General features: G+C 73.0%; 15 protein-coding genes. 10 read left to right on the forward strand and 5 right to left on the reverse strand.

Features of this window, described 5'->3' with window-relative positions; genetic code table 11:
• The first annotated feature begins 80 nt into the window (after positions 1–80).
• The 7 genes from SMD11_RS16425 to SMD11_RS16455 all read left to right on the forward strand — a co-directional run bounded on the left by SMD11_RS16425 (position 81) and on the right by SMD11_RS16455 (position 8,448).
• Complete coding sequence (locus SMD11_RS16425; protein ID WP_087927171.1) at positions 81–731, forward strand: SCO family protein; 651 nt, start codon at positions 81–83, stop codon at positions 729–731.
• On the forward strand, positions 731–1,207 hold the full coding sequence (locus tag SMD11_RS16430; RefSeq protein ID WP_087927172.1) for a copper chaperone PCu(A)C: 477 nt from the start codon (positions 731–733) through the stop codon (positions 1,205–1,207). Before SMD11_RS16425 ends, SMD11_RS16430 begins: the two co-directional genes overlap by 1 nt.
• 19 nt (positions 1,208–1,226) lie before the next feature.
• On the forward strand, positions 1,227–3,101 hold the full coding sequence (locus SMD11_RS16435) for a FixH family protein (protein ID WP_199843895.1): 1,875 nt from the start codon (positions 1,227–1,229) through the stop codon (positions 3,099–3,101).
• Between the two features lie 71 nt (positions 3,102–3,172).
• Positions 3,173–4,384, forward strand: coding sequence for an iron uptake transporter deferrochelatase/peroxidase subunit (gene efeB / locus SMD11_RS16440; protein ID WP_234366408.1), 1,212 nt, complete (start codon positions 3,173–3,175; stop codon positions 4,382–4,384).
• 402 nt (positions 4,385–4,786) lie between these two features.
• A complete protein-coding gene (gene pheA / locus SMD11_RS16445) occupies positions 4,787–5,722 on the forward strand; it encodes a prephenate dehydratase (RefSeq protein ID WP_087927174.1) in 936 nt (311 codons plus the stop codon).
• 627 nt (positions 5,723–6,349) lie between these two features.
• Positions 6,350–7,627 carry a serine--tRNA ligase gene (serS, locus tag SMD11_RS16450; RefSeq protein WP_087927175.1) on the forward strand — a complete coding sequence of 426 codons (1,278 nt, stop codon included), beginning with the start codon at positions 6,350–6,352 and terminating at the stop codon, positions 7,625–7,627.
• A complete protein-coding gene (locus SMD11_RS16455; protein ID WP_199843896.1) occupies positions 7,624–8,448 on the forward strand; it encodes an HAD family hydrolase in 825 nt (274 codons plus the stop codon). Before serS ends, SMD11_RS16455 begins: the two co-directional genes overlap by 4 nt.
• On the opposite strand, the gene SMD11_RS16460 is transcribed toward SMD11_RS16455, so the two are convergent.
• Positions 8,390–9,190: a rhomboid-like protein gene (locus tag SMD11_RS16460; protein ID WP_234366066.1), complete on the reverse strand. Its 801-nt coding sequence runs from the start codon at positions 9,188–9,190 to the stop codon at positions 8,390–8,392. The two genes, SMD11_RS16455 and SMD11_RS16460, sit on opposite strands and share 59 nt — an antisense overlap.
• Positions 9,191–9,276: 86 nt before the next feature.
• On the opposite strand from SMD11_RS16460, the gene SMD11_RS16465 reads away from it, so the two are divergent.
• The 3 genes from SMD11_RS16465 (at position 9,277) to SMD11_RS16475 (ending at position 12,411) form a co-directional block, all read left to right on the forward strand.
• A complete protein-coding gene (locus SMD11_RS16465; RefSeq protein ID WP_087927176.1) occupies positions 9,277–9,987 on the forward strand; it encodes a FadR/GntR family transcriptional regulator in 711 nt (236 codons plus the stop codon).
• 47 nt (positions 9,988–10,034) lie between these two features.
• Positions 10,035–11,303, forward strand: a complete 1,269-nt coding sequence (locus SMD11_RS16470) for a CynX/NimT family MFS transporter (RefSeq protein ID WP_087927177.1) — start codon at positions 10,035–10,037, stop codon at positions 11,301–11,303.
• 157 nt (positions 11,304–11,460) lie between these two features.
• The gene (locus tag SMD11_RS16475) at positions 11,461–12,411 is read left to right on the forward strand and encodes an aminoglycoside phosphotransferase family protein (protein ID WP_087927178.1); all 951 of its coding nucleotides are present in this window, start codon (positions 11,461–11,463) and stop codon (positions 12,409–12,411) included.
• 189 nt (positions 12,412–12,600) lie between these two features.
• Here the strand turns inward: SMD11_RS16475 and SMD11_RS16480 are convergent, their stop codons facing one another.
• The 4 genes from SMD11_RS16480 to SMD11_RS16495 are packed head-to-tail and all read right to left on the reverse strand — an operon-like array spanning position 12,601 to position 16,253.
• Entirely contained in the window at positions 12,601–13,320 is a 720-nt protein-coding gene (locus tag SMD11_RS16480; protein WP_087927179.1) for an ABC transporter permease, read from the reverse strand.
• A gap of 18 nt (positions 13,321–13,338) precedes the next feature.
• Positions 13,339–14,250, reverse strand: coding sequence for an ABC transporter ATP-binding protein (locus SMD11_RS16485; protein WP_087927180.1), 912 nt, complete (start codon positions 14,248–14,250; stop codon positions 13,339–13,341).
• A gap of 49 nt (positions 14,251–14,299) precedes the next feature.
• Positions 14,300–15,199: an ABC transporter permease subunit gene (locus SMD11_RS16490; RefSeq protein ID WP_087927181.1), complete on the reverse strand. Its 900-nt coding sequence runs from the start codon at positions 15,197–15,199 to the stop codon at positions 14,300–14,302.
• Positions 15,189–16,253 carry an ABC transporter ATP-binding protein gene (locus SMD11_RS16495; protein WP_418952448.1) on the reverse strand — a complete coding sequence of 355 codons (1,065 nt, stop codon included), beginning with the start codon at positions 16,251–16,253 and terminating at the stop codon, positions 15,189–15,191. The genes SMD11_RS16490 and SMD11_RS16495 overlap by 11 nt, the downstream gene beginning before the upstream one ends.
• Positions 16,254–16,375 lie beyond the last annotated feature (122 nt).

The raw sequence follows: 16,375 nt of genomic DNA on the forward strand, positions 1-16,375 counted from the left end.
ACCGGGGCGGCACCCCAGGCAGCAGCGGCTGCCGCGCGGCGCCGCCCCCGCACCCCGACCCATCCCTGGAGAAGAGCTCCATGCGCACCAAGATCCTGGGCGTGGCACTGGCCACCGCCGCCGCGCTCGCCCTCACCGCCTGCGGCGGCTCGGACGGCGACGGCGACAAGCCCGCGGCGGACGTCTCCGTCGCGCCCAAGAAGGCCGCGATCACCCTGGACAGCCCGAAGGCCAAGCCCGACCTGGTCCTCACGGACACGGACGAGAAGAAGTACGAGCTGGTCAAGGAGACCAAGGGCCACCCCGTCCTGCTCTACTTCGGCTACACCTACTGCCCGGACGTCTGCTCGACCGTCGTCTCCGACATGGCCACCGCGGCGAAGAAGCTGCCGGAGGCCGACCGGAAGAACCTGAAGATCGTCTTCGTCACCACCGACCCCGCCCGGGACACCCCCAAGCGGATGCGGGAGTGGCTCGACGCCCAGGGCGGTCAGGACATCGTCGGCCTGACCGGCGACTTCGACACGATCCAGGCGGCCGCCAAGCCGCTCGGCATCTTCGTGGAGAAGCCGAAGAAGGAGAAGGACGGCTCCATCACCGTCAGCCATGGCGCCGAGGTCGTCGGGTTCTCGCCCAAGGACGACGGCGGCCGTTGGATCTACACCGCGGAAACCACCGCAGCCCAGTACGCCAAAGATCTCCCGAAGATCGTCAAGGGGGAGAACCCGTGATGCGCAAGACCACCACCGCCACCGCCGCCGCCCTGCCGCTGCTGCTCGCCGGGGGCATGCTCCTGGTGACCGGCTGCCAGTCGGAGAAGAACGCCCTGGCGTCCGACAAGCCCGAGCTCTCGGTCAGCGGCGCCTACCTGCCGCAGCCCGCGATGCCGGACATGGCCGCCGCCTACCTGACCGTCAAGAACGACGGCGGTAAGGCCGACCAGCTGACGTCCGTCACCAGCCCGCTCTCGGGCGACATCACCATGCACACCACCGAGGGCTCGCAGATGAAGCACGCGGCGAAGCTGGAGGTGCCGGCGAAGGGCGAGCTGAAGCTCACCCGTGGTGGCACCCACCTGATGCTCGGCAAGCTCGGGCACAAGCCGAAGGTGGGCGAGAAGATCGAGTTCACGCTCCACTTCGCCACGACCGGTGCCGTGAAGGTCCAGGTGCCGGTCGAGTCCACCACCTTCCGCCCCCAGGGCTGAGCGGACCGACGAGGATGCGATGAGGACCCTGACCGCCGGACGGCTGCTGCCCCTCCTCGGGGCGCTGCTCGCCGCGCTGCTGTGCGCGCTCGGACCCGGCGCGGGCACCGCGTCGGCACACGCCGCGCTGACCGCGACCGACCCCGCCACCGGCTCGGTGGTGCCGGCCGCCCCCCAGCGGGTCACGCTGACCTTCTCCGAGGGGGTGCTGCTGAGCGCCGACTCCGTGCGGGTCCTCGACCCGCGCGGCGAGCGCGTCGACGAGGGCCGGCCCACGCACGTGGACGGCAAGTCGAGCACGGCGTCCGTGGGACTGCGCACCGGGCTCGTGGACGGTACGTACACGGTGGCCTGGCAGGCCGTCTCCGCGGACAGCCATCCGGTGGCCGGGGCCTTCACCTTCTCCGTCGGCGCGCCGTCGAAGACGGCCGCCAAGGTGACGACCGCCCAGGTCGACCCGACCGTCGGCTGGATGTACGGCACCGCGCGGTACGCCGCGTACGCCGGCTTCGCGCTGCTCGTCGGCGGCTGCGTCTTCGCGGGCGTGTGCCGCTCCTCGCGGCCCGTCCAGCGGGTCGCGGTGGGCGGCTGGGTCGCCCTCTTCGCCTCGACGGCCGCGCTGTTGCTGCTGCGCGGCGCGTACACGAGCGGCAAGGGGCCGGGCTCCGCTCTGGACCTGTCGCTGCTCGGCGACGTGCTGAACACCAAGCCGGGCGCGGCGCTGCTGTCGCGGCTGCTGCTGCTGAGCGCCGCCGCGGTCTTCCTGGCCGTCCTCTTCGGCTCGTTCGCCCGCGGGGACGACGGCCGCACCGGGCAGGAGCGGCGGGACGTCGCGTTCGGGCTCGGCATCGGCGGCACGGTCGTCGCCACCGGGCTGGCCGCGACCTGGGCGATGGCCGAGCACGCGTCGGCCGGGCTCCAGACCTGGCTGGCGATGCCGGTCGATGTCCTGCACCTGCTGGGCGTCGCGGTGTGGCTGGGCGGGCTGGCGGCCCTGCTGGCCACCCTGTGGGCCGGGGACCCGGTCCCCGGCGCGGCCGTGCGGCGCTTCTCCCGGCTCGCCTTCGCCTCGGTGTGCGTGCTGGTGGCGACGGGGCTCTACCAGTCCTGGCGGCAGGTCGGCTCGTGGGGCGCGCTCACCGGCACCGAGTACGGGCGGCTGCTGCTGATCAAGGCGGGCCTGGTGGCCGTCCTGGTCGGGGCGGCCTTCTTCTCCCGGCGCTGGACGGGCCGGCTCACGGACCGCGCGGAGCCGCGGAAGGCCAGGCCCGTCCCGAAGGCCCCGGCCGCCGGCAAGGGCGGTGCCTCTCCCGAGCGGGCCGCCCAGCTGGCCCGGCAGCAGGCCGCGCTCACCAAGGCCGCCGGGAAGCGGCGGCGCGACGCGGACGAGGGCCGCAGCGGACTGCGCCGCACCGTCCTCGCCGAGACCGGAATCGCCGTGATCCTCCTCGTCGTCACCACGATGCTCACCGGCACCCAGCCGGGCCGCGCGGAGACCGAGCAGCGGGAGGCGGGGGCGGCCGGCGGCACCCGGGCCACGGCACCCGCCGCCGGCCCGGCCGAGGTGCGGATCCCGTACGACACCGGCGGTCCGGGCGGCCGCGGCACGGCCACCGTGCGGATCGACCCGGCGCGCTCGGGCGACAACACCCTGGACGTCCGCGTGGCCGGCCCGGACGGCAAGCCCGTCGACGTACCGCAGCTGGAGGTCTCCTTCACGGAGCCCCGGAAGAAGATCGGTCCGCTGCGCGCCCCGCTGGAGCGTCTCTCCGCGGGCCGCTGGCGGGCCACCGGCCTCCAGCTCCCCATGGCCGGCGAGTGGCGGCTCACCCTGACCGTACGGACCTCCGACATCGACCAGATCACGGAACTCAGGAACGTGAAGATCAACTGATGGCTGAACGAGCTGGACAGGCAGAGAAGACGGCGCGGGCGGAGAGCCCGGCGGCCGGGCGGGACCGGGGCATGAGCCGGCGGCGGCTGCTCGGCTCCGCCGGGGCCGTCGGCGCGGCCGGGCTGGTCGTGGGCGGCGCCGGTGGCGCGCTCGCGGCCGAGGCCGCGCGCGGGACCCCGGCGGAGCTCTCCGGCGTCGGCACCAAGGCCGTGCCGTTCCACGGGAAACATCAGGCCGGGATCGCCGACCCCGCGCAGGCCCACGGCCACCTGCTCGCCTTCGACCTGGCGCCCGGCGCCGACCGTAAGGCCGCCGCCGCCCTGCTGCGCCGCTGGTCGGCGACGGCCGCGGAGCTGACCGCGGGCGAGCCGCCCAAGGGCGACGACACCGGCATCGCCCTCGACGCGGGCCCGTCATCCCTGACCGTCACCTTCGGCTTCGGCCGCACCTTCTTCGACCGGACCGGCCTGGCCGCGAAGCGGCCCGCCGCCCTGGAGCCGCTGCCCGTCTTCACCGCCGACGCGCTCGACGCCAAGCGCGGCGAGGGCGACCTGTGGGTGCAGATCGGCGCGGACGACCCGCTCGTCGCCTTCCACGCGCTGCGGGTGCTCCAGAAGCAGGCCGGGGACGCGGCACGGCCCCGCTGGCAGATGAACGGCTTCAACCGGGCGCCGGGCGCCACCGCGAAGCCGATGACCGGCCGCAATCTGATGGGCCAGATCGACGGCACCAACAACCCGAAGCCGTCGGACCCCGACTTCGCCGCCCGGGTCTTCGTCCCGGACGACTCCGGCGACTGGATGGCCGGCGGCTCGTACGCCGTGGTCCGGCGCATCCGGATGCTGCTCGACAGCTGGGACCACCTGTCGCTCGCGCGCCAGGAGAAGGTCATCGGCCGCCGGAAGTCCGACGGCGCGCCCCTCTCGGGCGGCACCGAGACGACCCCGGTGGACCTGGAGAAGATCGGCGCGGACGGCTCGCTGGCGATCGCGGGCGACGCGCACATCCGCGTCGCGGCCCCGGAGTCCAACCGGGGGGCCGCGATGCTGCGGCGGGCGTTCTCCTTCCACGACGGCTACCGCGACGACGGCGCCCCGGACGCGGGCCTGCTCTTCATCGCCTGGCAGGCGGACCCCGGGAAGGGCTTCGTCCCGGTGCAGCGCAAGCTGGACCGCGGCGACGGGCTCTCCCGCTTCCTCAGCCACGAGTCGAGCGGCCTGTACGCGGTCCCGGGCGGCTGCGCGCCGGGCGAGTACGTGGGGCAGCGGTTGCTGGAGGGGTGACGTCTTTCTCCCCGCCACCGCGGGGAGGCACGCCGACCGGGCGCGGGACGCCCGGCCGGGCGCGGCACGGGCCCGAGGGGGGCCGTGCCGGCCGCGGGCGTGCGCCGGCCGGGCGGGAAGGCCCGGCCGGAGGGCGGGGCCCAGGGCCCGGCAGCCCCTGACGCCGGCGGGGCCCGGGGCGCGGAGCTCTGCCCCCCGGTCGGGCGGGAGTCGCTCGCCGGGGCCCGGTCCGGGCCCGCTCGGGAGCCCCGGCCGCGGCATGAACGGCCCGCCCCTCGGCCCGGGGGCACCACTCGGAGCGCGGCCGGGCCGTCCCGGGGCCGCCCCCGTCCGGGAGCCGCCGGCCGCGGGCCCTCGGTATCGTGACGAAGCCCAAGGCAACCCCCCGGAGGAAATCGCGTGATGTCGGCCAGCCGCTACACCTACCTCGGCCCCGAGGGCACCTTCACCGAGGCCGCCCTGCGCACGCTGCCGGAGGCCGCCCCGCGGGAGCTCGTCCCCATGGTCTCCGTGCCGGCCGCCCTGGACGCCGTGCGCAACGGCGAGGCCGCCGCCGCGCTCGTCCCGATCGAGAACTCGGTGGAGGGCGGGGTCACCGCGACCCTCGACGAACTGGCCACCGGCGCGCCGTTGATGATCTACCGCGAGGTCGTGCTCCAGATCGCGTTCGCGCTGCTGGTGCGGCCGGGGACGAAGCTCTCCGACATCAAGACGGTGACCGGCCACCCGGTCGCGCAGCCGCAGGTGCGCAACTGGCTGGCGGCGAACCTGCCGGACGCGCTGTGGGAGTCCTCGGCGTCGAACGCGGACGGCGCACGGCTGGTGCAGGAGGGGCGTTACGACGCCGCCTTCGCCGGTGAGTTCGCGGCGGCGACGTACGGGCTGGAGGCGCTGGTCACCGACATCCACGACGCGGAGAACGCGCAGACCCGCTTCGTGCTGGCGGGCCGCCCGGCCCGCCCGGCGGCGCGCACGGGCGCGGACCGTACCTCCGTGGTGGTGTGGCTGCGCGCCGACCACCCGGGCGCGCTGCTGGAGTTGCTGCACGAGTTCTCGTCCCGTGGGGTGAACCTCATGCTCATCCAGTCGCGGCCGACGGGCGAGGGCATCGGCAACTACTGCTTCGCGATCGACGCGGAGGGGCACATCACCGACCGCCGGGTGGCCGAGGCGCTGATGGGGCTCAAGCGGATCTGCCCGAAGGTGCGGTTCCTCGGCTCGTATCCGCGCGCTGGGGTCGACCCGGCCGAGGTGGCGCCGACGGCGCGGGGGATGTCGGACGAGGACTTCACGGCGGCGGCGGACTGGATCGCGCGCTGCCAGGACGGCCGGGGCTGACGGGCGGGGCTAACGGGGTCGACGGGCGGACGGGCCCCCTCCCGGGGCCCGGTGTGGATGAACCGCGGAGTTATCCACAGACTCATCTCGACCTGGGGATAAGTCGACAGATCGAGGCACCTCGAAGCCCGTCCGAATCGGTCAAGGTCGACAAATCTCTCTAACTACAGGCTCGTCATCCACAGCACCTAGGTCACCCCTTAGAGGGTCCAGGCCACGGCAACGTCAGGTGAATGTCACCAAACAACCCTTTAGGGCGAGGCAATACCACCCGAATGAGCGGGCCGGAGAGGTTTGACCTACAAATCTTCGGCACAGGACGGAACTGATCGGAACGTTTGATTCCGGCGTCCACAGATTTCACGCACAGCCTGTGGACAAAGAAACGGAAGTATCGACTCCTGTGGACAACGGCCTTCCCAACTCCCGCCACCCGCAAGGCCGATCACCGGCCCCCCGCCGCCACGCCCCCCTCTATGCCCCTTTTCATCAAATGCGCACGCATTTTCCGACGGCCCGGCCGACGGCGTTATTCACAGCCTTTTCCACCCACCCTAAACTAGGGCAAAATGGGACGTAGAGGAATATCGCGTCGAGTGATCGTCCCCGCAACGGTAGCCTTGTGGGGTGATTGACCTTCGCCTGCTTCGTGAGGACCCCGACCGTGTGCGCGCCTCCCAGCGCGCCCGTGGAGAGGACGTCGACGTCGTCGACGCGCTGCTCTCCGCCGACGAGCGGCGCAGGTCGTCCGGCGTCCGCTTCGACGAACTCCGCTCCGAGCAGAAGTCGCTCGGCAAGCTCATCCCCAAGGCCTCCGGTGACGAGAAGGCCGCCCTGCTGAAGAAGGCGGGCGAGCTCTCCGCCGCCGTCAAGGCCGCCGACGCCGAGCAGGACGAGGCCGCCGCCGAGGCGCAGCGCCTGCTGCTCCAGATCGGCAACCTCGTCCACCCGGACGTGCCGCGCGGCGGCGAGGACGACTTCACCGTCCTGGAGACCGTCGGCACCCCGCGCGACTTCGCGGCCGAGGGCTTCGAGCCCAAGGACCACCTGGAGCTCGGCCAGTCGCTCGGCGCGATCGACGTCGAGCGCGGCGCCAAGGTCTCCGGTTCGCGCTTCTACTACCTGACGGGCGTCGGCGCGCTGCTGGAGCTCGCGCTGGTGAACGCCGCCATCGCGCAGGCCACCGCCGCCGGCTTCACCCCGATGCTCACCCCCGCGCTGGTCAAGCCGCGCGCCATGGAGGGCACCGGCTTCCTCGGCCAGGCCGCCCAGGACGTCTACCACCTGGAGAAGGACGACTTCTACCTGGTCGGCACGTCCGAGGTGCCCCTCGCGGCGTACCACATGGACGAGATCCTGGACGCCTCGCAGCTCCCGCTGCGCTACGCCGGCTTCTCCCCGTGCTTCCGCCGCGAGGCCGGCACGTACGGCAAGGACACCCGGGGCATCTTCCGCGTCCACCAGTTCGACAAGGTCGAGATGTTCTCGTACATCGCGCCGGAGGACTCGGAGGCGGAGCACGCCCGCCTGCTGGAGTGGGAGAAGCAGTGGCTGACCAGCCTGGAGCTGCCGTTCCAGGTGATCGACGTGGCCACGGGTGACCTCGGCTCCTCCGCCTCCCGCAAGTTCGACTGCGAGGCGTGGATCCCCACCCAGGGCAAGTACCGCGAGCTGACCTCGACCTCCAACTGCGACGAGTTCCAGGCCCGCCGCCTGTCCGTGCGGATGCGCGACGGCAAGAACGTCCGCCCGCTGGCGACGCTCAACGGCACGCTGTGCGCCGTCCCGCGCACCATCGTGGCGATCCTGGAGAACCACCAGCAGGCCGACGGGACGGTCCGCGTCCCCGAGGTGCTCCGCCCCTACCTGGGCGGCCGGGAGATCCTGGAGCCCGTCGCCAAGTGACCTCCTCCGGCTCACCCGCGGGTCCGCTGCCGTACCGGCTGATCGCGACCGACCTCGACGGCACGCTGCTGCGCCCCGACGACACCGTCTCGGAGCGCACCCGCGCCGCGCTCGCCCGGGCGACGGCGGCGGGCGCCGCGCACATCGTCGTCACCGGCCGCTCGGTGCCCTGGACCAAGCACATCCTGGAGGCGCTGGACTACCAGGGCCTCGCGGTGTGCGGGCAGGGCGCGCAGGTCTACCACGCGGGTGAGCACCGGCTGCTGACGTCGGTGACGCTGGACCGGCAGCTCGCCGGGCTCGCCGTCGCCAAGATAGAGGCGGAGATCGGCCCGCTGTTCCTGGCCGCCAGCCGGGACGGCATGGACGGCGAGGTGCTGGTCGGCCCCGGCTACCGCGTCCAGGAGGGCCCCCTTCCGGTCATCTCGGTCACGGACACCACCGAGCTGTGGGCCGCCCCGCTGAACAAGCTCTACCTCCAGCACCCGGGCCTCGACGACGACGGCCTGGCCGAGGTCGCGCGGGCGGTCGCCGGTGACCTGGTGGGCGTGACGATGGCGGGCCCCGGCATCGTCGAGCTGCTGCCGCTCGGCCTGAGCAAGGCCACGGGCCTGTCGCTGGCCGCGCGCCGGCTGGGTCTGAAGGCCGCCGACACGATCGCCTTCGGCGACATGCCCAACGACGTCCCGATGTTCGGCTGGGCGGCCCACGGCGTGGCCATGGCCAACGCCCACACCGAGCTGAAGGCCGTGGCCGACGAGATCACCGAGTCGAACGCGGACGACGGGATCGCGGTCGTCCTGGAGCGCCTGTTCGCCTGAGGCCCTTCGCTTCACCGAAGGCCGCGTCCGGCCCGCCGGGGTCCCCCGGTGGGCCGGGGACGGCCTTCGTCCGTCCCCGCCACCTCCGCAGGGCCGCCTCCGCCCGGCCGAGGTCCCACGTCGGCAGCCCGTACGAGAGCGGGCGGCCGCAGGCCAGGCCGATGGCCACGGACACCGCGTGGCCGATGTCGGTGTACGTGCCGCCGGCGCACAGCGGGACGGCGAAGAAGGCCACCAGGCTCGCGGCGTAGAGCCACCGCCAGGGGCGCGGCACCCGGTAGGTGAGGACGCCGGCCGCGGCGGCGAGCCCGTAGGAGACGCCTATGTCGACCACGTGCTTCATCGAGCGCGGCAGCGAGTGGTCCTGGATGGCCAGCATGACGATGTCCTGGCTGATGAGCGTGGCCGCGACGTGCGCGACGGCGACGACGAACAGCCAGCGCAGGGTGCCGATCCAGCGTTCGACGTTGGCGTGGACGAGCTCGAAGAGCCCGGCGTAGAGCAGGAACGAGGACGGGTTCTCGATCCAGAAGCCGCTGATCAGCAGGGATTCCACGGGCTGCTTGTTCAGCTGGTGGATGTTGCTGCTGGTGCGGTGCAGGAGGAAGGTCTCCAGGTCCTGGCTGGCCGCGGCGATGACCAGGCTGGTCACCCCGATGATCAGCAGCCAGATGTGGGTGCCGGGAGAGGTCCGGACCCAGGAGCTCACGGCGGAGCGCAGGCGGGCGGCGTCTGCCTTCACTCTTACGACGGTAGCCGGGGTGCCCTCGGGGTGCAGTTGTAGGATGACTGGGCAACCGGGAGAATAAAGCTTCGGAGGAACACGGGATGGCACTGCGGGCGGCGGGACGGCAGTCCCTCGTGGACACCGTCGTGGATCAGCTGCGCGCCCAGGTCGGCGCCGGCGAATGGCGGGTCGGCGAGCGCATCCCGACCGAGCACGCGCTCGCCGAGCAGCTCCAGGTCGGGCGGAACACCGTCCGCGAGGCCGTAAGGGTGCTCGTCCACGCCGGAATGCTCCGTTCGAGGCAGGGCGAGGGCACCTTCGTCGTCTCCATGGCCGACCCTGCCGAGATCATGCGCGGAGTGCAGCGCGCCGGCGTACGGGACGTCCTGGAGCTGCGCATCGCCCTGGAGGTCGAGGCCGCGCGCCTCGCGGCGGTGCGCCACGAGCCCGCCGACCTGGAGCGGATGCGGGCGGCCCTGGACGCCCAGACCGCCTTCGAGGACCCCGACGGCCAGCCGGACTCCGGCAGCCTGGAGCTCTACGCGGACCACGACGTCGCCTTCCACCGGGCAGTCGTGGAGGCCGCCCACAACAGCGCGCTGACCGCGACGTACAGCTGGTTCAGCAGCTCGGTGCGCGAGGCGCTCGTCACCGCGCTCGGCGACCGCGAGATGCCGCGCATCATCCACGGCGACCACCACGACCTGATGACCGCCATCGCCTCCGGCGACCCCGAAGCGGCCGCGCGGGCCGCCCGGCTGCTGCTCGAACGGCCCAAGCGGGCCGTGGAGTCCCTGCTCCCGGAGAGCTGACCCGTCTCCTCTTCCACCGTTCCCCGCACCCCCTGGAGAGATCACCCATGTCGGAGCCGAGGCCCCAAGCACCCCTGATAGACGCGGAGGAGGACCTGGCGCCCGCGCCTCCCGTGGCGGCCGCGCGGCGGCGGCTGCGCGCCCACCCCGCGCTGGTGCTCCTCGGCATCGTGCTGGCCTCGCTCAACATGCGGGCGGCGCTGGCCGGGGTGTCGCCGCTGGTCGGCGAGATCGGCGACCACTTCCACCTGGCGGCCACCGCGAGCAGCCTGGTGACGACCATCCCCCTCGTCTTCATGGGGCTCGGCTCGATCGTCGCGCCCAAGCTGGCCCGTCGCTGGGGCACCGAGGCCGTGCTGTGCGGCGCGCTCGTGCTGCTGTGCGGCGGCATCCTGCTGCGCGTGGCGCCGCCCGTCGTCGCGCTGTTCGTCGGCTGCGCGCTCGTCGGCACGGCGATAGCCCTGCTGAACGTCCTGATGCCGGGCCTGATCAAGCGGGACTTCCCCGAGCGGGCCGCGAGCATGACCGCCCTGTACTCCACCGCGATGATCCTCGGCGCCACCGTCTCGGCGGCCTCCGCCGTGCCGCTGGAGGAAGCCCTCGGCGGCTGGCAGGGGTCCCTGGTCTCCTGGGCGCTGCTCGCGGCCGTCGCCGCCGTCGTCTGGCTGCCCCAGGCGGTCCTGGCGCGCCGCGGCACCCACCACGGCGAGGCCGCGGCCACGGAGCGCCGCCCCGCCGCGCCGGAGCGCGGGCTGCTGCGCACCCCGCTCGCCTGGCAGGTCACGCTGTTCATGGGCGTGCAGTCGCTGATCGCGTACGTGTGCATCGCCTGGATGCCGACGATCTTCACCGACGGCGGCATGAGCAAGAGCGAGGCCGGCCTCGTCTACTCCTTCTACACGCTGGTCCAGATGGCCGGCTCGTTCGTGGTGCCGATCCTGGCCGGGCGGCTGCGCGACCAGCGGCTGCTGGCGCTCGGCGTCGTGACGCTGATGGCCGCGGGCGTCACCGGCCTGCTCGTCGCGCCCGTGGCCGGTGCCTGGCTCTGGGCGACCCTGATGGGCGTCGCGCAGGGCGGCACGCTGGGGCTCGCGCTGACGATGATGGTGCTGCGCACGCGGGACTCCCACACGGCGGCCCGGCTCTCGGGCATGGCGCAGACCTGGGGTTATCTGGTGGCGTCCGTCGGCCCGTTCGCGCTCGGCGCGGTGCACCAGGTCACGGACAGCTGGACGGTGCCGGTGGCGCTGCTCCTCGTCGCCTGCGCGAGCCTGGTGCTGCTGGGTCTGGGCGCCGGGCGCGATCGGCGGATCTGAGACGTTGAGGTGACGGGAGGCTCCTTCCGGGGGCTCCCGTGCCGGTCCCGGCCCCGCCGGCCCCGGCCGCCCCTCCCGTTCGCGGGGTCCGGCGGCCGGAGCCGTCCGACGGTCCTGGCCGACAGCCGTGGAACCCGTCGTGAGGAGTCCGTCCGCCATGCACGTGCCTTCCCGCATCACCGTCCCCGCCACGCTCGCCGCGTACCACGACGAGTTCGACGGGGAGGCGGGCCGCGCCTGGGTCGCCGCCCTCCCGGACCTGGCCGCGGAGTTCCTCGACCGCTGGCGGCTGCGGCCCGACGGCCCCTCCTCGCACGGCTTCGTCGCGCTCGTCCTGCCCGTACTGCGCGAGGACGGCACCCCGGCCGCGCTCAAGCTCCAGCCCGTCACCGACGAGAGCGCGGGCGAGCCGCTCGCCCTGCGCGCCTGGGGCGGCGACGGCGCCGTGGCCCTGCTCGACCACGACGCCGGCTCGGGCACGATGCTCCTGGAGCGGCTGGACGCGAACCGCTCGCTGCTGGCCGTGGAGGACCACGAGGCGTCCCTGCGCGTCCTTACGGAGCTCCTCGCGCGGCTCCTGAAGACCCCGGCCCCCGCCGGCCTGCGCCCGCTCGCGGACATCGCGGGCGCGATGCTCGCCGATACCCCCGGCGCCCTCCCCCACATCACCGACACCGCCCACCGGCGCGTCGTCGACCGCTGCGCCGAGGCCGTGCGGGAGGTGATCGCCGAACCGGGCGACCGCCTGCTGCACTGGGACCTGCACTACGAGAACGTCCTGGCCCCCCTGCCCGGCACACCCCGCGAGCCCTGGCTGGCCATCGACCCCAAGCCCCTCGTCGGCGACCCCGGCTTCGAACTCCTCCCCGCCCTCCGCGACCGCTGGGACGACGTCACGGCCACGGGCGACGTGGAACGCGCGGTGCTCCGCCGCTTCGACCTGATGACCGAGATCCTCTCCCTCGACCGCGCCCGCGCCGCCCGCTGGACGCTGGGCCGGGTCCTCCAGAACTCCCTGTGGGAGGTGGAGGACACCGAGGAGGGCGAGAAGGTCGCGCTGGAACCGGAGCAGATGGCCATAGCGCGGATCCTGGAGTCCCGCCTGTAGCCCACGAACGGTAAGGGGCACTCGCCACGGAGCCCGCCCCTTACCGTCCCCCGGCCCGCTCCGGTTCCCGGACGTCCCGGAGAAACAGCCAGGCGGCCGTGGCCGCGACGACTGTCGCGGCCACGGCCGCCAGGGCGACTGCCGGTCCGAGGGCGCCGCGCCGTAAGGCCGCGCCGGGCGAACGGTCCGTCACTCCTCCCCGGCCAGGGTGAGGGTGCGGAGCTTCTGGCCGGCGTACCAGGTCGCCAGGGTGGTGACGCCGATGAGGAGGACGAGGGCGAGGGGGAGGCCGACGTCCGAGGTGATGGCGCCGTCCGCGCCGATCTTCTGGGCGAGGGCCAGGGACCACTGCTGGACGCTCAGGGTGCGGGCGCCGGAGATGAGGCTGCCGAAGAGGGACTCCCAGACCAGGGCGTAGACCAGGCCGGCCACGACGGCGTGGCGGGTGACGGTGCCCAGGAGGAGGAAGATCGCGCTGTAGGCGACGGAGGCCACCGCGGCGGCCACGGCGTAGGCGACGGCGATCTGCTGGCTGTTGCCGTTGAGGATGAAGCCCGCGATCAGGGTGGGGATCGCCGAGAAGACCGCGGTGACGCCGACGGCGACGACCAGCTTGGTGAAGATGATCGTGGGGCGCTTGACGGGCTTGGAGAGGAGATAGACCACCGAGCCGTCGTCGATCTCCGGCCCGATCGCGCCCGTACCGGCGACGACGCCGATCAGCGGGACCATCGTGGCGAGCGCGAAGCCGCCCAGGACGTTCGCGGCGGTGTCGTCGTCGGCGCCGGTCAGGACGCGGATGACGACCGAGATGGCGATCAGGAGGGCGGGCAGCGCGAAGAGGATGAAGGCGCGGCGGCGGCCGAGGAGCCCCCGGTAGGTCAGCCGGGCGACGGTGCGGTTGTACATGGCGCTCCAGGGCTCCTTTCAGGCCGTGACGAGGTAGGAGAAGACCGATTCCAGGGACTCGTCGGAGGGCGAGACCGTCAGGAGCCGGATGCCGTGCGCGCGGGCGACGCGCGGCAGCAGGGTGGTGAAGCGGCCGAAGTCGACGGCCTGGACGCGCAGGGCGCCCTCCTTGAGGTCGACCTCGATGCCGGCCGTGGAGGGGTCGGCGATGAGGGCCGCGGCGAGGGCCCGGTCGTCGCTGGAGCGCACGAGGTAGCGGTGCGGCCGGTCCGTCATCAGGCGGCGGATCTTGCGGAAGTCGCCGGAGGCGGCGTGCCGGCCCGCGACGACGACCTCGATGTGGGCCGCGAGCTGCTCGACCTCTTCGAGGATGTGCGAGGAGAACAGCACCGTGCGGCCCTCCGCGCCCATGCGCCGCAGCAGTTCCATCAGCTGCATCCGCTGACGGGGGTCCATGCCGTTGAAGGGCTCGTCGAGGAGGAGCACGGACGGCTGGTGGACCAGGGCGGAGGCCATCTTCACGCGCTGGCGCATGCCCTTGCTGTACGTCGCGATCTTGCGGTCCTGGGCGTACTCCATCTCGACCGTGGCGAGGGCGTGCTGCGCCTCCTTCGCGCCCAGGCCGTGGAGTTCGGCGTTGGCGCGGACGAACTCCTGGCCGGTGAGGAAGTCGTACATCGCCTCGCGCTCGGGGACGATCCCGATGTGGCGGTAGACGCCCTCGTTGCGCCAGATGGTGGCGCCGTCGAGGGTGACCGTGCCGGTGGAGGGGGCGAGGAAGCCGCCCATCATGTTGATGAGGGTGGACTTCCCGGCGCCGTTGGGGCCGAGGAGGCCGGTGACACCGGGGCCGACGGTCATGGAGACGTCGTTGACGGCGACGACGTTGCCGAACCAGCGGGAGACGTTGTCGATGGAGACAGTGCTCATGGGCGCAGCCCATTCCTTGAGGGGTGGCGGTCGGGCGACGGGCGGGAGGTCACAGGCCGACCTTTCGGTAGCGGCGCATCAGCAGCCCGAACGACCCGGCGATCAGGGCGAGCAGGACGAGGACGTAGACGACTCCGGTGCCGGTGCCCGGCCCGTGGCCGCCGGGGAAGGCGGACGTGGCGGAGAGGAACGCCGTCTGGACGCCGTCGATCAGGGTGATCGGCGAGAACAGTCCGAGCCAGCTGATGGCGTCGGTGTTGTCGCGGGCGAGGGCGATGCCCTGGATCGTGGAGACCGCGCCGTAGGAGATCGTCAGCACCGCGATGACCGCGGCGACGCCGAAGCCGCGGCGCGGGGTGAGCGCGGCGACCACCAGGCCGAGGCCGGCGAAGAGGAGGGAGAGCAGGGCGACGGAGACCAGTCCTTGCGCGAAGCCCTTCGTCTGGTCGGCGAAGTCCAGCTTGGCGAGCAGGGCGCCCACGTACAGGATCAGCAGGGGCACGCCGGTGAGCAGGAAGAGCGCCGAGGCCATCGCCGCGAACTTGGCCGCCACGTAGTCGACGCGCTCGATCGGGCGGGAGAAGTACAGCGGGACGGTCTTGAAGCGCAGGTCGCGGGAGACCGACTGCGGGGCCTGGGACGCGAGGTAGAGGCCGATGACGGCCTGGAGGAGGATCGCGTAGCGGGTGTAGGCCACCGGCAGGTCGTTCATCTTCGTCGTCACGGCGACCGCCACCATGATGGCGGCGGGGACGCACATGACGCCGAGCAGGATCATCGGCAGGACCTTGGACTTCGCCGACCGGCCGAGGCCGTACGCGCCGCGCAGGCTCTGCGAGAACAGCGAGCGGCGGGCGTAGGCGCGGCCGAGGCGGGCGCCGGAGTAGTTCCGGTAGCCGATGTTGTGGATGACGTCCTGGGTGGGCGCCGTGGTGGTCTCAGGCGGCATCGGGCGCGCCTTCGTTCTGCTCGTCGCGCTGGGCCGCGGGTGCCCACTGCCGGCCGGCGCCCCAGCCGCCGGTGGCCGGGTCCGCCGGGGCGGCGGTGGCCTCGTCCTCGGTCTCGTCCCGGAAGACCTCCGCGATGCGGTGGCGGCGCTGCTCCATGCGGACCAGGCCGAGCCCGAGGTCCGTGACGGCGTCGCGGACCGTGTCGTAGGTGCCCTCGTCGACGACGTCGACGAGGAGGACGCGGCCGGAGGCGGGCGCGCCGTCGGCGGTCCGGCCGGCCGGGCGGACCGTGAGGCCGGCCCCGGCGAGGGCCGCGAGGAGCGCGGCGGTGCCGTCGGGGCGGGCGTCCGAGTCGGTGACCTCCACGGCGAGGGAGCCCGTGGACTGGGTGAAGTCGTCCGTGGACGAGGACCGCAGCAGCTTGCCGCCGTCGATGACCACGACGTGGTCGCAGGTGCGCTCCAGCTCGCCCAGCAGGTGCGAGGTGACCAGGACCGAGATGCCGAAGTCCGTGTGGACCCGCCGGATCAGGCCGAGCATCTCGTCGCGGCCGACCGGGTCGAGGCCGTTGGTCGGCTCGTCGAGCAGGACCAGCTGCGGGTCGTGGACGAGCGCCTGGGCCAGCTTGACCCGCTGCTTCATGCCGGTGGAGTAGCCGCCCATGGGGCGGTAGCGCTCCTCGTACAGGCCCACGTGGCGCAGCGTGTCGGCGGTGCGCTCGCGCGCGGCGGTGGCCGGCAGGCCGGACATGCGGGCCATGTGGACGACGAACTCGGTCGCGGAGACGTCGGGCGGCAGGCAGTCGTGCTCGGGCATGTAGCCGACCCGCTCCCGGATGGCGGCGCCCTCGGTGGCGACGTCGAGGCCGAGCACGCTGGCGCGGCCCTCGGTGGCCGGGGAGAGCCCGAGCAGGATCTTGATCAGCGTGGACTTGCCGGCTCCGTTGGCACCCACCAGGCCGGTCACGCCCGGCGTGATGTCGACGGACAGCCGGTCGAGCGCGGTCACCCGGGGGAACCGCTTGCTGAGGCTTTCGGTAGCGATCACAGTCACGTCTTCGACGGTAGTGGCGCCCGCCACAGAGGGCGTCAGACCGGATGGCTGGATGTGCGTAGTCCTCAGGTCTGACACCCCCGTAGGGGAGGAGGGCCGGGGAGCGGGGCCGCCATGATCAT

The organism is Streptomyces albireticuli (genome assembly GCF_002192455.1).
GTDB classification, from domain to species: domain Bacteria; phylum Actinomycetota; class Actinomycetes; order Streptomycetales; family Streptomycetaceae; genus Streptomyces; species Streptomyces albireticuli_B.